Annotated in this window: 13 protein-coding genes; 9 read left to right on the forward strand and 4 right to left on the reverse strand. The window is 45.4% G+C overall.

Annotated elements, in window-relative coordinates; all coding sequences use genetic code 11:
- Positions 1-387 precede the first annotated feature (387 nt).
- Together dbpA and KO531_RS18715 are read left to right on the forward strand one after the other, a co-directional pair.
- Positions 388-1,764 (forward strand): ATP-dependent RNA helicase DbpA, encoded by a 1,377-nt coding sequence (gene dbpA / locus KO531_RS18710; protein WP_011788211.1) that lies wholly within the window; start codon positions 388-390, stop codon positions 1,762-1,764.
- Positions 1,765-2,052: 288 nt separating this feature from the next.
- The gene (locus KO531_RS18715; protein WP_219251948.1) at positions 2,053-3,102 is read left to right on the forward strand and encodes a hypothetical protein; all 1,050 of its coding nucleotides are present in this window, start codon (positions 2,053-2,055) and stop codon (positions 3,100-3,102) included.
- Between the two features lie 178 nt (positions 3,103-3,280).
- On the opposite strand, the gene KO531_RS18720 is transcribed toward KO531_RS18715, so the two are convergent.
- On the reverse strand, positions 3,281-4,822 hold the full coding sequence (locus KO531_RS18720; RefSeq protein ID WP_219251949.1) for a DEAD/DEAH box helicase: 1,542 nt from the start codon (positions 4,820-4,822) through the stop codon (positions 3,281-3,283).
- A gap of 633 nt (positions 4,823-5,455) precedes the next feature.
- Between KO531_RS18720 and KO531_RS18725 the strand changes: the two genes are divergently transcribed.
- Positions 5,456-6,499 (forward strand): DUF3626 domain-containing protein, encoded by a 1,044-nt coding sequence (locus KO531_RS18725; RefSeq protein WP_219251950.1) that lies wholly within the window; start codon positions 5,456-5,458, stop codon positions 6,497-6,499.
- Between the two features lie 141 nt (positions 6,500-6,640).
- Here KO531_RS18725 and KO531_RS18730 read toward each other — a convergent pair whose 3' ends face one another.
- The gene (locus tag KO531_RS18730) at positions 6,641-7,159 is read right to left on the reverse strand and encodes a prepilin-type N-terminal cleavage/methylation domain-containing protein (protein ID WP_105251541.1); all 519 of its coding nucleotides are present in this window, start codon (positions 7,157-7,159) and stop codon (positions 6,641-6,643) included.
- A 279-nt stretch (positions 7,160-7,438) separates the two neighbouring features.
- Here KO531_RS18730 and cydD point away from each other — a divergent pair, with 279 nt between their 5' ends.
- The 3 genes from cydD to cyaB all read left to right on the forward strand — a co-directional run bounded on the left by cydD (position 7,439) and on the right by cyaB (position 11,815).
- Positions 7,439-9,388, forward strand: coding sequence for a cysteine/glutathione ABC transporter permease/ATP-binding protein CydD (gene cydD, locus KO531_RS18735; RefSeq protein ID WP_219251951.1), 1,950 nt, complete (start codon positions 7,439-7,441; stop codon positions 9,386-9,388).
- Entirely contained in the window at positions 9,385-11,136 is a 1,752-nt protein-coding gene (gene cydC, locus KO531_RS18740) for a cysteine/glutathione ABC transporter ATP-binding protein/permease CydC (RefSeq protein ID WP_219251952.1), read from the forward strand. Before cydD ends, cydC begins: the two co-directional genes overlap by 4 nt.
- Positions 11,137-11,227: 91 nt before the next feature.
- The gene (cyaB, locus tag KO531_RS18745; protein ID WP_219251953.1) at positions 11,228-11,815 is read left to right on the forward strand and encodes a class IV adenylate cyclase; all 588 of its coding nucleotides are present in this window, start codon (positions 11,228-11,230) and stop codon (positions 11,813-11,815) included.
- Positions 11,816-12,126: 311 nt separating this feature from the next.
- Here cyaB and KO531_RS18750 read toward each other — a convergent pair whose 3' ends face one another.
- Together KO531_RS18750 and KO531_RS18755 are read right to left on the reverse strand one after the other, a co-directional pair.
- Complete coding sequence (locus KO531_RS18750) at positions 12,127-12,303, reverse strand: helix-turn-helix domain-containing protein (RefSeq protein WP_006082937.1); 177 nt, start codon at positions 12,301-12,303, stop codon at positions 12,127-12,129.
- Positions 12,304-12,395: 92 nt separating this feature from the next.
- A complete protein-coding gene (locus KO531_RS18755; protein ID WP_131524297.1) occupies positions 12,396-13,139 on the reverse strand; it encodes a DUF599 domain-containing protein in 744 nt (247 codons plus the stop codon).
- A gap of 348 nt (positions 13,140-13,487) precedes the next feature.
- On the opposite strand from KO531_RS18755, the gene KO531_RS18760 reads away from it, so the two are divergent.
- The 3 genes from KO531_RS18760 to KO531_RS18770 are packed head-to-tail and all read left to right on the forward strand — an operon-like array spanning position 13,488 to position 17,525.
- Positions 13,488-15,041: an OmpA family protein gene (locus KO531_RS18760; protein WP_168822544.1), complete on the forward strand. Its 1,554-nt coding sequence runs from the start codon at positions 13,488-13,490 to the stop codon at positions 15,039-15,041.
- Between the two features lie 22 nt (positions 15,042-15,063).
- Positions 15,064-16,674 (forward strand): hypothetical protein, encoded by a 1,611-nt coding sequence (locus KO531_RS18765; RefSeq protein WP_219251954.1) that lies wholly within the window; start codon positions 15,064-15,066, stop codon positions 16,672-16,674.
- A 38-nt stretch (positions 16,675-16,712) separates the two neighbouring features.
- The gene (locus KO531_RS18770) at positions 16,713-17,525 is read left to right on the forward strand and encodes a hypothetical protein (protein WP_219251955.1); all 813 of its coding nucleotides are present in this window, start codon (positions 16,713-16,715) and stop codon (positions 17,523-17,525) included.
- Positions 17,526-17,612: the final 87 nt, after the last annotated feature.

Genomic DNA, 17,612 nt, shown 5'->3' on the forward strand with positions numbered 1-17,612 from the left:
AACATGGTATGTGGTATCTGAAACAAAAGGTCAGGATCAGATCAGGGTAATTGAAAATGGTTCAAAAAAATCCCCCGGGGCAAACTGAGGGATTTGTGTAGAAGAGACAGGTATTCCTGCAGGGCTTTTTTGTTGCTGTTTACGCCTGCTATGTCTATTGCTTAAGGACTTGAGGCAAAAGCCGCGCTTTGTTGCTACAATAGCCGTGCTTTTGGGTTGAGCGAGCCTAGAGCTTAAATCTAAACTCAAGCTAGCCCAAAGCTAACCTGAATCTTGATAGACCAGTTAAATCGATAAGTAACGCAATTTCAGTAACCTAGTAGCCGCTTCGTTACCCACCACAGGATATTCACCTTGAGCAACTCTGATACTAAGCCTAATCCATCAATGGCTTTTTCGACTCTTAAGCTAAAACCCGAACTGCTTGAGAACCTTTCTTCTATGGGCTACAACGAGATGACGCCAATTCAGGCGCAAAGTTTGCCACCCATTTTAGCGGGGCAGGATGTGATAGGTCAGGGTAAAACTGGCTCGGGTAAAACGGCCGCCTTTGGCTTAGGGTTACTGAACAAGTTAGACGTTAAACGCTTTCGCATTCAAACCTTAGTGTTATGCCCAACCCGCGAGTTGGCCGACCAAGTGGCACAGGAAATCCGTACCCTTGCCCGTGGTATTCATAACGTTAAAGTACTAACACTTTGCGGCGGTGTGCCTATGGGGCCACAGGTTGGCTCGCTGGAACACGGCGCGCACATTATTGTGGGTACGCCGGGTCGTATCGTCGATCACTTAGATCGCAATCGCTTAGATTTAAGCAATCTCAACATGTTAGTGCTCGATGAAGCCGATCGCATGTTAGAAATGGGTTTCCAACCCGCCCTCGATGCGATTATCGAACAAGCCCCGCGTGAGCGTCAGACGTTGCTATTCAGCGCGACGTTCCCTGAGCAAATTCAATCAATTGCCAAGCAAATCATGTATGACCCAAGCATGGTTAAAGTTGAAGGTAATCACGACAGCTTAAGCATAGCCCAGCATTTTTATCACTTAGACGATGACAAGGCGCGCATGCAAGCGCTGCAATTATTGTTGTTAGAACATAAGCCTGAAAGCGCAGTGGTGTTTTGTAACACTAAACGCGAAACTCAAAAAGTGGCCGATGAGCTCGAAGGCTTAGGCTTTAGCGTATTGGCTTTGCACGGCGATTTAGAGCAAAGAGACAGGGACGAAACCTTGCTGCAATTTGCTAATAAGAGTGCCTGTGTATTAGTGGCGACCGACGTTGCTGCCCGTGGTTTAGATATCGATGCGCTGGATGCCGTGTTTAACTATCACGTCGCCTATGACACCGAAGTGCACATTCACCGCATCGGTCGTACTGGCCGCGCAGGCAGTAAAGGCGCCGCTTATACCTTCTATAACGACCAAGACGGTTACAAAATTGCCTTGTTAGAAGAGTATTTAGAGCGCGAAATCACCAGCGAATCACTGCCATCTGAAAGTCTGCTCGGTAGCACGCCTGCAGCGCCAACCATGATCACTCTGCAGATCGATGGTGGTAAGAAGGAAAAACTGCGTCCAGGGGATATCTTAGGCGCGCTGACAGGCGAAAACGGTATCGAAGGCTCACAGGTGGGTAAAATCCAAGTGACCGATTACCGCGCCTATGTGGCCGTTAATCGTAAGGTTGCCAAGAAAGCGCTGAACAAGCTGACTGGCGGGCGTATTAAAGGAAAATCTTACCGCGCTTGGCCAATGAAGTAAGTTTGGCCTAGCTTGAGTTGAATCGTACCTCGATTTAATTCGCTCTATTTTTAAAGGGAATAAACTCAGGTTTATTCCCTTTTTTGTTGGGTTTTATAGCGGTAGTCACTACACCTTTGTGTCTACTTCACCGCGAATCTTATTGGGCGATTAAGTAACACTTTGTATTTGTCTGCTTAATTGATATGCCCCTCAGCTTGCCTGTGTTAGAAGTGATTCTGAGTAAAAAATAAATGAGCGGATTAACGGCTTTGTCAGGTGATAAGGCTGCATCGGTTTGGAGTATTTATGTTTCGATGGACTATTTTACTAAGCATCTTTTTGAGCGCAGCGAGCGCTGCATCAATTCTGCCAGAGCCGCAACCGTTACAGCACTTCATCTACATTAACCATCGTGAGGCTAACGGAGAAAACATTCGTGCCGACAAGGCGCTGCGCGATCCCCGTTTTGGCGGTGCGCAGATTGTTTATACTTGGCGCAGTTTAGAGCCTAAGCAGGGCGAATATGATTTCAGCGCGATTAGGGCCGATATTGCATATCTCGATTCGATAGGCAAAAAATTGTGGATCCAGCTGCAAGAGAAATCCTTTACGCCCAGAGTCAATGTGCCACGTTATTTGCTCGATCATCCTATTTATCAAGGCGGTGTGTTGAAGCAAAGCATGTTGAGTGCACCAGAGCGTGATCCCAATAAACCGGTGACGGATGATGAGTATGGCTGGTCAGCCAAAATGTGGGAGCCCTCAGTGCGTGCGCGTTATCAGCAATTGGTGCGCCAGCTAGGCCAAGAGTTTGATGGGAAAATTGCGGGCATTAACTTTAGTGAAAGCTCAATTGATGTGGGGACTGAAAACGCCGATGGAACGACTACCTTCCCCAGTGATTTTAATCCTAAAGCCTATATCGATGCGATTGGCGAGAATATGCAGGTATTAGCTGAGTCATTTCAGCATTCAACCGCTATGGTGTATTTGAACTTTTTGCCAGACGAATGGCTGCCATGGAATGACAAAGGCTATATGCGAGGCTTATTTGCACAAGCCAAATCGCTCAACATGGGTGTGGGTGGCCCAGATCTGATGCCTTACCGTAAAAGTCATATGGCACAAAGTTATGCCTTTATTAAAGATTACCCAGCGACACTGGTGAAAGGTATGGCGGTGCAAGACGGTAATTTGCGGCAGATTAATCCTAAAACGGGTAAAAAGAATACTGTGCCTGAGCTGTTGGATTTTGCGCAAAACTACCTAGGCTTAGACTACATTTTTTGGGTTGAAGATGAACCCTATTTTACGGATGAAGTCCTGCAGCAGTTGCCAGATACAAAGGCGAATTAGCTTAGGTTGCCGTTTTAGGTTGTTTAAGGCAGTGATTGTTCAAAGCGTAGATAACGAGCTAAGCATCGATAAAGACAAACTAAGACAAACAAAAACGCCCAATTCCATACGGAGTTGGGCGTTTCTGTTTAGGACTTAATACGGCTAAATCGCTAAGCAAGTTCGCTTAGCTTTTGCATTAATCCTGTGAATGTCTTGGACGACTCGCACCGTTATTTGGGCGACGGGTGTTTTTCTTTGGGCCATTGGCGTAAGGATTCTCACCCGCTTGGCCACGATTTTCGCCAGCGCCTGAACGGCTTTCAGTTGGACGACTAGCGCCTGCGCTATTGGCTCGGCCATCGTTTGAACGTGGTGGACGAGGTTTGGCATCACTGCGGGCGGCGCTACTGGCTTCACCGCTGTGTCTTGGGTTCTTGTCGTTTGGCTTGTGACCGCGCGCGACGTCACCGCTGCGTTGACCGTCTTTATGCTCGGCGCTTCTTGGGGCACCATCGCGTGAGCTAGGTTGGTTTGAGCTGCGGGTATTTCTACGACTTGGTACTGATTTGCCGCTACTTTTCCCGCCGCCCAAACGTGACTCAGGCAATACATGGTTAAAGCCTTCAACCATTTCTCGGTCTAATACGCGATTGATCAAACGCTCGATATCGTTCAGCAGTTTGATTTCTTCGTTACTTACCAGTGACACGGCTTGACCCGATGCGCCAGCGCGGCCAGTACGGCCGATACGATGCACATAATCTTCTGGCACGTTCGGTAAGTCGAAGTTAACCACTTGTGGTAATTGGTCTATGTCTAAACCGCGGGCAGCAATATCGGTTGCTACCAGTACGCGAGCTTGACCATTTTTAAAGTCGGCCAAGGCTTTAGTACGGGCGGTTTGGCTCTTGTTACCGTGGATAGCGGCGGCTTTGATACCTGCCTCTTCAAGGCTTTTCGCCAGACGGTTAGCACCATGTTTAGTGCGCGAGAATACCAACACTTGTTGCCAATCGTTTTGCTTGATGAGTTGGATCAAGAGTGCCGATTTTTGGCTCTTATCAACAGGGCAAACCCATTGTTTTACTGTGGTCGCTGCCGCGTTACGCGGCGTGACCGAAATTTCGACTGGATCATTGACTAGGCCTTTGGCCAGCTCACGAATTTCATCGGAGAAGGTGGCTGAGAACATCAGATTTTGGCGTTGCTTAGGTAAAATGGCCAAAATCTTACGGATATCGCGGATAAAGCCCATGTCGAGCATGCGGTCGGCTTCATCTAACACTAAGATCTCAAGCTGGCTGAATTTCACCGCTTTTTGATTATATAGATCCATCAATCGACCAGGTGTGGCGACTAATACGTCGACACCGTGGCGCAATTTCGCGATTTGTGGATTGATAGGCACGCCACCAAATATCACCGCTGAGCGCAGTGGTAAATTCTTACCATAGGTTTCAACACTTTCTGCAACCTGAGCTGCCAATTCGCGTGTCGGAGTTAACACTAATGCGCGCACTTGGCCTGCTTGGGCACGGTTACCTTTACTCAGGAGTTCGAGCATAGGTAGGGTGAAACCTGCTGTTTTACCTGTTCCTGTTTGGGCGGCCGCCATCACATCTTTGCCTTGAAGCACAGCGGGAATTGCTTGAGCTTGGATTGGCGAAGGTGTGTCGTAGCCTTGTTCGGCAACGGCTTTAAGTATCGGGGCCGATAAGCCCAGGGAGGTAAAACTCATAGATTGGTCTCTTGTGGCAACACTGTGCTGCATTTATGGTCAATAGCCAGGTCTGCTGGCGGGCGTGCAGCTTACAGGATCAGGGCTTTAAGTGCCATCTAATAAAGGTTTTTGGGCTGGGTTTCATTCATATTGGCACATAAATCGCTTGTCGGCGGCTTTCACTCGGCCTCGCTTATCTTTTAGGCGCAAGTTTAGATGGCAGAGTTTGAGGTTATGGAAGTTAATTGATTTCAAGGAATAAGATGACTATTAGGCTTATTTCATAATATCAATTGAAGTCATAGGCATTTTTTATCTAGAGTTAGAATGAGTTAGCGGTAGATCACGCTACAATAATGAGAGTGGTATAAACTAAAGTCGATTGGAGTAGAATTAATCAATGACGCAATTGGTTTAGCTATCTGTTCAGTTCGTGATTGATGTTATTCGCTGAATTTTTAACAATGAACCGAGCGAAAGAATTATTGAGTGTTTTCACGGTCACGTTTAACTGAGTCATTCATGTTTAACTTAGTCATTTAGATGGAGTGGCTTAAGAGCAGTTCTCTGCATGCTTGCGATTTATCTCACGTTTATTTTAGGATGAGGCATTGTGGGAACGGTTAAACGCCTCTCATTTATAGGTGGATTATGACAGCGATACAGCATATTGAACGCCTTGCACGAGGACGCAGTGAACAAGCCGTCGCTGTGATTAAAAATGTGCAGCAGATGTCAAATATCCCCATGCATGAGATGCAACTCGCGCTTAAACAATTGCTCAACTGTTGCCGAATTGCGCTGCATTTTCATCCAGATAGAATTGATAGCCGTGGTATGACGGTTGCCGAAGGTTTACTGCGCGATGGTCAATACCGCAGCCAGTTTGAGACCCATATTTCCAATGGTCAGTTGTCACCTGAGTTAGGTGGCCCACGGGATCATTGGGAAAATCAGCTTTTTGGGGATGTATACAAGGGCACTAAATCTCGGCCTAAATACGGCGCACTCGATCTGGGGATGTGGCAGGACGGTCCCGCCCCACGTTTTGGAAGCTGTTATTTTTTGACTCATACGAGTGCGATGGCGCGCTCAACCTTTAGTTATCTTGACTCGTATCGTAATCCGAAAGAGAAAGGCACGCTGTCATGTTTCGATGATATTTTAGCGGCGCTGCTGACTGAGAGTTTTGAGCGTCACTATGCCTTAGGCAAATCCGACTTTAAGCCGCTGAATGTGATCCATTATTTGGGGCATCAGCTCAATGCTTCCTTGCTTTCACGTTTCGAGCGGCCGCTATCGAATAATCTTGACCATTATATAGAGGCGCAGATCCATGGCGATGTTTCCCTCGATGAAGATATCGCCATGCTGGTGGCGGACCCCAGTTTTAAGGGGACTGATATTGGCGCAAGCTTAAGTAAAATTTGCGATAAATATGATATTGAGCTGCAATATTATGATGGCTTTAGCCTGCATACGGCGCAGATCCCCAGTGATTTCCGTGGGCCAACTATGCCATCGCTGGCTAATCGGATTGCCATAGAAGACAGAGTCGATGCCTATGCCATAGGCGTGGCGGCGCGGGATTTATACCATTCCCCCCAGCATTGGCGCGACCGCGGTAATCGTGCGCAAGTCGCCCATGAACTTAAGTTGCTCTGGCATGTGCTGGTGAAATACGGTGGAGTGTAATAAGCGCGAACTCTTTAAAAATGCTTAATTGTAAACGTAAGCATTAACAACAAAATGAGTTTAGGTCGTAAATAAAACAGCGAGATAACATCAGGTTAATTCGCTGTTTTTTTTCTATAGATATTTTATCGTTAAGGTCGCCTAGCAACCAGTGTCGACTTTTTTATAAGTGGGGACGCCCGTTGTCTCCCATTTATAGTCGATATAACAATTTGTCGCTTCGACTTGCGCTTCTGTGGGCGTGGCAAGGTTCAGTTTTTGCTTTGGTGTGGCTATAACTTCATAGGTGCCGTTGGTGGTGTAAATTCGATAGGACCACTCATTCACATTTAGCCCTGCCGCTTTAAAAATTTCTGGCGGAGTCGTGTAAGCCGTACTTGGCGTTATACCGCTGGTGCTGGCAGCCCAAGGCTGATAGTTTTCGCCACGGATTTCGTCGTAAACGACTCTATTCGTGGTGCCGCTGTTAGCAATTTCCGACTTTGATTTGAATAAAGTGACGGCGGATTTCATCGAAGCCAGTGCACCTGATAGCTGACTCTTATAGGCATCTGATTGTAAATTAATGAATTTAGGTGCAGCTACTACGGCTAATACGCCAAGAATAATAATAACCACAACGAGTTCAATCAGGGTGAAACCAGCATTTTTATTTGGCATAGATAGAGGACATTCAATACAAAGAGCTTCATGCTACCTAAGTTTTTAAAATCAGGCTAGTACTAGGTAAAGTTCCGTTAACTCCTAGATTTATTTATCTTTAGCTCGTTTTTGTGAGTCCGCTAGCAAAAGTCTGTGATAGGGTTTCATCTGTTGTAGATGCCTGCGATACTGCGTCCCTATCGGAACTTTTTAGCTGTTGCAAGCCCCTTAAACTGAATTGTTATCGATAGTCGATCCCCGCTACGAGTCGCTTAATTGTTTTCTTGTTGGAGCACCATGGATAAGTCGTTAGAAAAATCCCTTCTCGTTTGGCTTAAAGCCCAGAAAAAAGCCTGTGGCCTGTTCCTTAAATTGTCGTTATGGCTTGGGATGATAAGCGCCGTCGCTATGGTGGCGCAGGCTTATATTATCGCGACGATTCTGGATGGCGTGATCATAGGGCAAGTTATACCGCTAACTGACAATGCCCAAACGATCAGTTCCAGCGTGAATATTGATACCTATACACCTCATTTTATTGCGCTAATTGCCTTGATGTTACTGCGTGCCTTGTTGGCTTATGGGCGTGAGCGCGCCAGTTTTGAGGCGGGTAAGCGTCTACGTGGCCATATTCGCGCGGCAGTGATGGACAAGTTGACTAAGCTAGGTCCTGCATTTATTAAAGGTAAACCCGCAGGGAGTTGGGCCAGCATAGTCTTAGAGCAAGTCGAAGATTTACAAGATTTTTATGCCAGATACCTTCCGCAAATCAGCCTTGCTGGTTTTATTCCCGTACTCATTTTAGCGGCGGTATTCCCGATTAACTGGGCGGCAGGCTTAATCCTGTTACTCACAGCGCCATTAATCCCTATGTTTATGATCTTAGTTGGCATGGGCGCTGCCGATGCCAATCGCAAAAACTTCAGTGCGCTTGCAAGATTGAGCGGCCATTTTATGGATAGATTAAAAGGCTTAAGCACGTTGAAACTTTTTCACCGTGGTGATGCCGAGCTTAAGGTGATCGCGAGTGCTTCAGAAGAGTTTCGTAGCCGCACTATGTCGGTGCTACGCATGGCATTTTTAAGCTCGGCAGTCTTAGAGTTTTTTGCCGCGGTATCGATTGCAGTATTGGCGGTTTATTTTGGTTTCAGTTACTTAGGTCACTTAGATTTTGGCTACTATGGCGCCCATGCCAATATTAGTTCAAGTACAGATCCTGACATGGGCGGTATTCCTTTCAGCTTATTTACTGGGCTATTTATTCTGATTTTAGCTCCTGAGTTTTATCAACCGCTGCGCGACATGGGGACTCATTACCATGCTAAGGCGCAGGCTATAGGCGCGGCAGAAGCTTTGATTACCTTGCTCGAACATCCGGAACCTGAATTTGCCGGCCACGTCCGTATCAATAGCATAGAGACGCTGAGTGCCGACAATTTTGAGGTGTTCAGTGTCGATGGCACGCGTTTACTTGGCCCGCTGAGTTTTGAGTTAAAAGAGGGGAAACGCTTAGCTTTAGTTGGTCCGAGCGGAGCGGGTAAAACCAGTTTACTCAACGCCTTATTGGGATTTTTACCCTACAAGGGCCATTTGTTGATTAATGGCCATGAGTTATCCGCATTAGACTTAGCCTATTGGCGACAGCATTTAGCTTGGCTTGGACAGGAACCGCAGTTATTTCACGGCACAGTGCGGGATAACGTTGCCTTAGCCGCCCCAACTCTGCCCGACGATACGCTGTGGCACTTGCTGGCAGAGGCCAATATCAGCGACTTCGTTAAGGCGCAGCTATTGGGTTTAGATGCACCAGTCGGTGAACAATCCTCCGGTTTATCCGTTGGCCAAGCTCAACGTATTGCCTTAGCAAGAGCGCTTGGGCAGCAGGCGAGTTTGTTTGTCCTCGATGAACCCACAGCCAGTTTAGATAGCCAGAGTGAGCAGGCAGTGAGTTCTGCGCTGAATCGCGCCATGGCGGGTAAGATGTGCATTATGGTGACCCACAGATTAGAACAGTTAGATCAAATGGATACTATTCTTGTGCTCGATAAAGGCTTGATAGTGCAGCGGGGCGATTACACCACTTTGTCTGACACAAACGGCTTATTCCAAACTTTACTGCGTGAAAATGTTGAGTCCGTGGCGGATATTGAACTTGTACCGTTATCGGCAAGCGCAAGTGATACTCAGCTTGATAGTGACGCTCCACTCGACAGTGCCGCCGAGTCTACTAAAGGAGATGCCCAATGAAAGTGCTGATCCCCTTTATTCGATTGTTCTCGCGCCAGTGGCTAATGATGTCCGTGGGCTTGCTGCTGACCATTATTACTTTGATGGCTGGCATAGGTTTACTGTCACTTTCGGGCTGGTTTCTTTCCGCTACCGCTGTTGCAGGTTTGACGATAGTCACGGCGCAGTCCTTTAACTTTTTCACTCCCGCGGGCGGGGTACGTTTCTTATCAATTGCCCGTACTGCCAGTCGTTATGGCGAGCGTTTAGCGACCCATGAGGCAACCTTTAAGTTGTTGACTGAACTTCGTGTTTGGGCGTGGCGTAAACTCTTGCCGCTAAGTGCTAAAAATCTGCAGGGGCTACGCCGTGGCGACATGCTCAATCGCTTAGTGGCCGATATCGATACCCTCGATCATCTTTACCTGCGACTGCTCACGCCTATGGCAGCATCCCTTCTGATGACGGGGCTCTTGTATCTGTTTCTTGCTTGGTTCGATGCCAAACTTGCTCTCAGTCTTTGCTTATTCTTAGTCGCTGTTTGGCTGGTGATGCCACTGCTATTTTATCGCCTTGGACACGCGCCAAGCCGAACTATGCTCGAGACCAAGCGTCATTATCGGGTGCAGTTATTGGATATGTTGCAAGGCCAAGCCGAACTTAGCCTATTTGGCGCGAACGACAGATTCAGGCAAAAACTGAATGATGCTGAAGTTGCACTTTTTCGCAGCCAAAGCGCGATGGCCAATATTACTGCACTCAGCCAAGCCATGTTGATCCTCTCCACGGGCTCAGCCTTGATCATGATCTTGTATTTGGCCGCTCAAGGTGTGGGTGATGCCGTGCCGCCGGGGCCCATGTTTGCACTTATGGTGTTTGCGACTATGGCCTGCGTCGAGATGATGATGCCGATCGCGGGCGCGTTTCAGCATTTGTCAGGTTGCGTATTGGCCGCAACGCGAATTAATGAAATCACCGAACAAAAGGCCGATATTCAATTTGCTGTCGATACTGGCTTGAGGGCAAAATCTGGCGCATTACAGATTGAAGATATCCACTTTGGTTATCGAGACGATCAAAACGTGCTGCAAGGTATGTCCCTTGAGATAAAAGCCGGGCAAAAAGTCGCATTACTTGGACCAACGGGGTGCGGTAAGTCGAGCTTATTGACGCTGATTACCCGAGAATGGCAAGCGCAGCAAGGGCACATCAAGCTCGATGGTCATGCACTTTCAGAATACAGCGAGCGCGGTCTTAGGGATGCGATTACTGTGATTAGTCAACGCATCTATTTGTTTGCAGGTACTTTGCGGGAAAATTTAGTATTAGCCTTACCTGTTATCGAGGGCGAGAAACGCACGGCCCACGACGCACGCTTGATTGATGTGTTACAGCGGGTTGGACTTGGCGCTTTACTCACGGGTGATAAGCCGCTGGATATGTGGATTGGTGAAGGTGGACGTCAGCTTTCGGGTGGTGAGCAGCGCCGAATTGGTGTTGCTAGGGCGCTGCTGCGTGATGCGCCGCTGTTATTGCTCGATGAGCCAACAGAAGGGCTAGATAAACGCACCGAGCGGGAAATTTTAAGTTTACTGTTTGAATTTGCTCAGGATAAAACCTTGCTGATGATTAGCCATCGTTTAACGGCTATGGCGAAGATGGATCAAATTCATTTACTCGGTCAGGGGAAGATTATTGCGTCTGGTACTCACCAGAGCTTAATTGAAGACAGTGCAGAGTATCAGGCCTTGTACCAAAGACTCGCTTAAGGTTTTGGATTTAATCTTTTGGAATTAAGACGTTGGCGCTCAATATTATAAATAGCGATATATTTTACCCATTAAAAGCGGATATGAATCTATGAACCCTGCGATGCCGGAAGCATTAGCCCCACAAATTAATGCCCATTTTAATGGTAAGTTTGAGGTCGAGCTTAAATACCACTTACTGGATCGCCACGCTTTTTTCGCTGCCTTACAAATGAGAAATCCCGAGGTCATGCTCGAAGATAACCTTGAGCATGACTGTTACTTTGATCTGCCATCACAGTCACTTAAAGGTGAGCACAAGAGCTTGTGTATCCGTGAGATGCAGCCATCGGGGATAATGCTGTGGATAGTGAAAGGGCCAGAAAAAGACCGCTGTGAAGCCGTGAATATCACTGAATCAACAAAAGCAAAAAGTATGCTGCAGACCTTAGGCTATGAGTGTGTACTGGAAATTAAAAAGCGCCGCAGTATCTATTTTCTGGGTGAATTTCATCTAACAATCGATCATATCGAAGGTTTAGGGGATTTTGCTGAACTCGCGATTATGACAAATGATGAAACCCTGTTGCCTAAGTATGAAGTTCAATTGCAACAACTCGCCGCTGACTTAGGCCTAAGTGAAGTGCAGCGAGAGTGGTTATCCTATCGGCAGTTGCAGCAGGCTTTAAATAATAAGTAATGGTTCAATCTTTTGGATTAACAGCTTGAGGCTTAATAGCTTAAAGTTTCATCGCTTAAATTTTATGGTTTGCACCGCTAAATTCGGCTAACCAATCCATCGCAACAAACCGCTATGGCTCAGTTCAAATCCCTTTGAGCTTCACTGTCCATATCGCATTCACTGTCTGTTTGAACTCGCTATCAACGACTTAAACTTAAGCAGTGTACTTAAATTCGAGTATCACATTTCAATTCAAGCCACCTTCACAAACTCAAACGGCTTAAATACTGATGACTCAGTTTTATTTGCCGTGAGTTACTTGATGCGTTTTAGCCTAAGCGTTGTGAAAAGGCGAGGTAGCGTTTAACTTCCGCTTCAGGGAATTTTAATTCGTCACCATCTTGAACACTTGAGAGTAAATTCTCCCGAGCGAAGCGTTTAATGGTCGCTGGTGTTTTATCTAGCATTTTGCACACTTCATCTAAGGTTAATAAGTTATCGCTCATGGCACTCTCCCAGTAATTCAATAGAAACATGACCCAAAGAGTATAGAACAATAATTCCAATCAAGATGACGCAGCTGCCTAAACCGCCAAGGCTATGATTCTATTTTGTGGTTGCGGGCGGTTTCCCGCACTTGGCTCTCTATTTGGAGATGGCCTTTCGCTGCCGTGATCGCCAGAACGGCACGGGACTTGAACTCGCGGCGATATAAGGTTGCTACCACAAATAAGCTGGCCGAGATAAAGAGTATCGGGTGTACAAACCAGCACAATACCGCCATTGAAAAGTAATAGGCGCGTAAACCATAGTTATAGGAGTGTGCCGCTTGATCTTGCACTGTCGCCATTTGTCTTGCATAGGCTTTGAGATTGTCATTTGAGCCATCGGTGTCCAGAGGACCCGCGCCTATCATCACGTTCACAAAACCGTATTGGCGCATCGACCAAGTAAACTGGAAGAAGGCCATCACAAAAATGCCAACTAGTAGAGCTAACTTGACTTGCACTAGCGCATGATTCGGTGGCGTGGCGAAGGGAATGGTTGCTATAACACTTTCTAGTCGTTCAACTTGTGCAAATAAGGTCAGTACACCCGCGAGCACAAACAGCGTAGTCGAGGCAAAAAATGCAATATTGCGTTCTAAGTTGGCCAGTAGTGCCGCATCACCCACGCGCACACCGCGGGTCATCACCTCAAGCATCCAGTAAATTCTATGCTTATGCAGACCACGGGCAATACAGTCGGTATCTCTCGCCTTGCTACGGGCAAAGGCGGTGTAGCCAGCCCAAGAAACGATAAACCACACCAATGCAGAAATATCTAACAACGAAAATGTCATAGCCACCTTAGTAAAATGTAATATGGGGAGAAAGAGAGAGATTAGTCATGTGCAGATTATGAGGTCTATGAAAGATTTGGTGCAACTGAGAAACGATTCCCAGTAATGATTTTTTTGCATAGTGATTGTGACTTCACATTAGGATAAAACTGTTTTATGACAACTCCTGTGTCAGTCGCTTAAATATCTTCGATATAAAGTTGCTCACAAATTTCAGCCTTAATTAATATTTTGGTTACATCAGTATCAACTTTAGATTGACTTTTTAGGGCTAATTCCTTCTAATCCTTAACTTAATTTATTGCATCTAAAATTCAATTTTGAATTTTTAAAAAGTTAGGGATGACTATGAAGTCAAATTTGAAATCCATATCGCTCGCAGTTGCTGGCGTATTAGCGCTTAGCAGTTGTGCCATCACTCAATCTGTTGAAGATAATAAAGAAACTGTTATTGGTTGTGCTATTGGTACTGGTTTAGGTGTATTGATTGGGAATTATTTAGGTGGCAATGAAGGTATGCTTTATGGCGGTGCTGCTGGTGCTGCGATTGGTTGTACCGTTGGTTATGATTTTCAGCAAAAACGCGAAGCATTAGAACAGTTAGCGAAAACAGAAAATCTTGATATTCAATTTACTTCAATCAGCGCTTCAAAAGCATCAGATGAACAACAAAGTAGCTTACTGATCAGTTCAACCGAACAAACCATGTCGAAGGAAGATTCAGAAAAGTACGCTAATTATCAAGTTGTGGGTATGGCTGCGACAGTTTCGAGTAATAGTGAAGTGATGTTTGCTTCTGGAGCTTCAGAGGCGACGCCACAAGCTAAACAAAAATTTCAAAAACTCGCCGCTATCTATAAAGACTCTAAACAAAACATTTTGATTACAGGTCATACAGATGCCAGTGGTGCTGAATCGTTAAATCAAGAGCTTAGCGAAGCGAGAGCGCGTTATGTGGCAACCCTCTTTAATCAAGCTGGCATTCCGACTGAGCGATTATTCTTCCAAGGAGCAGGGGAGTCACAGCCTGTTGCAGCTAATAGTGATGACGCTGGCAAAGCAAAAAATCGTCGAGTAGAAATTATTGAAATTGACGGTAAACCGGATCAATTACTGGCCTATTCATACAAACAGAAGGCAAATTTGAGTTATTTATCCCGCCGATCGCAGGATAAAGTGGCAGCAGCCAAGCCTACGACTCAAGTGGAAAAGCAGCCTACAACTCAGCCAAATAAACCGAGCACTTCACCAGCTCAAATACAAATGACGGAGTCGGAAATCGTCAAGTTACTTGAGCCAGTGAAACTGCAAAAAGCCTTGGTAGATTTTGGCGGTAAGAAAATGCTCGACCCATCGACAAACTTTACCCAGTTAGTGGGTGCTAAAAAAGAGAGCGGTTTTGCATTATTTAGCAAGGCGTATGCATCTGAAGTCTCTAGCCTAAATTGCGCCGTTGAGGGACCGAGAGTCACGGGGGACGTGAAGAGTTTAGCCACAGGTGAGAGCTATAATCGTAAGGATTACAACACAGCAGATTATTTACCGGGTATGAATGGTACTGCTTGGGGTTATAAAGTGAATGGCCATTATATTGGTTTGACCCCTGTTGCTGTAATTAAGGACAGTGGCACGGCTGTTTCTGCGCCTAAAGTGAATATTTGGAAGAATTACAAAGGTTCAAGTAAAGATGATCCAAATTATCAGCTTACGAGCCATGTAGAGACTTATTATGGTGATAAAGGCTTGTTATATCGTGTTTTTACAACGGACAAAGACTCTCCTGTGCGCTGTATAGATGTGGTGATGCCAATCGATCGTTCAGCGACCGCGATTGCTGGCAAGTTGTACTACGAGAAGAATAAAACGGTTTATGAAGCCGATTTTGAACCCAAATTGTTATAAGCAATGTGCTTAGGAGCGGTAAATGGATTTTGTGTCTATGTTATTTAATGAGTATCGCACGTTAGTGTCGCTGTTACTTTCGTTGATGGTATTAGTGGTCATTATTACGGTTTGGTGGGATAAGGTCAGTTTCTGGTGGCTTAATACATGGTATGCCTTTCCGGTAATCGGTAAGGAGAGTCGCTTAGCGAAAGATTATGAAACCCAAGTTAAGATTTACGATAAGGATTGGTTGAATACTGAAGTCGCACTATGTACTGATTTTGCGGCTCATTATGAGAAAGTGAATAAGGACGAGGAGCTTTTCAGTAAAAGCCAAGACTATTTAGGTAAAGTGACTGAAAATGGTCGTAACAACTTACATATTTTGGGGTGGATATTGATTGCCGCCTTAGTGTTTGTTGAAGCAATGGGATTTAGTTACGTTCTTTCAGGTTTCACGATTCCCGGAGCATCGGAAAAACTACAGCAGCAAGGTGCTGTGGGTATCGCCTTCATCATCTCGGTTTTACTGGTAGGTTTAACTCACTTTACTGGACATGAGCTGCATGCTAACTCGCTCATTAAAAAGGCCAAGGTCTGGTGGAAAAATGCTAAAAACCGCGACAAATCGACGCCAGAACTGGCACCTAATACTCGTATTAATTTAGATAAAACCTTTGAGGATGATAATGAGCCTCAATATAAGCAACTTATTAATCGGATCTCTACTAACGCAGAGGTTAAGCCCCGTTATTTCATTACTACGGTTACAGCTATTGCGATCCTAGTGATTGCAGTATTGGCAACCTATGTGCGTGGTCAAGTGCTTGAAAAAATGCACATTGATGAAGTTAATATTCAGCAAACGAGTGGATTGTATCAAGAACAAGACCCCTATGCTGAAGCACCTCCAGCACTCTTACTGGATGAGTCTAAAAGTGCAGGTGATAAAGCAAAGGATGACGTGTGGGATCGTGAACAGAAAGGCGGTTGGGGAACTTTTATTTTTCTTGCTTTCTTATTCATCCTATTACAGATTTTCGGTATTTTAATTGGTTTTAAAACCGGATTTGCTGGCAAACATTCTAAAGATGCGCGTAAAGAAATTGGCAACTTTAAAAGTGAGCGTGAGTTTAAGACGCATTATTCTCGTTTAAAGCAGCAAGTCGCGCGTGTAGCCCAGAAGCGCCTAACTAACTTGCAGCAAAGAATGAATCAAAAAGCCGAAACTAATTGCCAAGATCCTAAGGTGCTAGAGGTGTTAGAGGCCTGCGGTGAGCGTTCATTCCTGACGTATATGGAAGATTTAGGTAATGCCGAAAATCGATATGATCAATCGGTACGTTTACGTGAGCATCAAACATTAACCAGCCATCAGGCGATGAAAAGTGCCGCTGTGGTGGCAACGTCTCATGTTGTTGAGGTAGAAACTTCCGAAGCACCAGAGGCGATGGAAGCAAGATTGAAAGCCGAGCTTGTTGCTGAAGCGAATGCTAAAAAGGCTGCAGAGGCCGAAACGCCAGAACAAGCTGAACAACGTATTCGACAAGAGCTGCTTGCTGAAATAACTCAGCAAAAAAAGGTTGTTGAAACGGAAGAACAGATGCGCGATCGTTTACGCAAAGAGATACTTGGAGAGTTAAGTTCATGACAGGAATGACAAAGCTTGCTAAGTTGGTGGTTACTGGCTTGTTTGGCACTTTAGCTATTTCTATGTGTTTGCCTGCGATGGCTGCTGAGAGAAATGATATTAAAAGTTGCTACGAGTTTGCCAAAATTGATCCACTAACGGCAAAGACAGTTTCTGGCCGACATTTGTTTGTGGCAATCGATGGTACTTTTTCTCCGGACATAAATATTAAACAGTTAGTTCATGAGAAAGTGCATCTCTTCCTACAAGCTGGGGATAAAATCACTATCATTAGCTTTAGTGCTTATGTAAAAGATTTTTATACCGATGTTTTGTTTAGTGGCAGGCTGGATACTGATATTGCTGACAGGGATGACGTATCGAAGAAAAATCTAATGGCTTTTGATAATTGCATGAATAAGCAGGCTCAGTTCGTTAGAAGTAAAATTGATGCCCATATAAAACATGCTTTTAAACCTAATGATGTGGATTTGCCTAAAACTGAAATCCTCAGTAATTTATCTCAGGTTATTGCGCCGCAAGTGGCTGCCGATACCGAAGGACGCCGAGTATTGTTACTTGTGTCCGATATGGTTGAAAATTCAGATGTGACCAGCTTTTACAGTAAAAACACCTTAAAAGTTATCGAACCTGAGCAAGAAATGCTAAAAATACAAAAAGCGAACATGCTGAGTGATTTTAAGCAGGCAGATATTTACGTATTAGGTGCGGGTTGGGTTCCTGCTACATCAAAAGGATTTAGAGGCGGTCAAGTAATGTTGCCGTTGAAACAGTTTTGGCAACAGTATTTTGAGTCCTCCCATGCTGAACTTAAAGGTTTTGGCCAACCCGTATTAATGACGGATATGTAATGACTGAGATTTTGATTAAATTGTTACGTCATAGATAAGTACCGTTTTAGACTCTAATAAAAAAGCCAGACTCAGTCTGGCTTTTTT

Source organism: Shewanella sp. NKUCC06_TVS (assembly GCF_019345515.1).
GTDB classification, from domain to species: Bacteria; Pseudomonadota; Gammaproteobacteria; order Enterobacterales; family Shewanellaceae; genus Shewanella; species Shewanella oncorhynchi.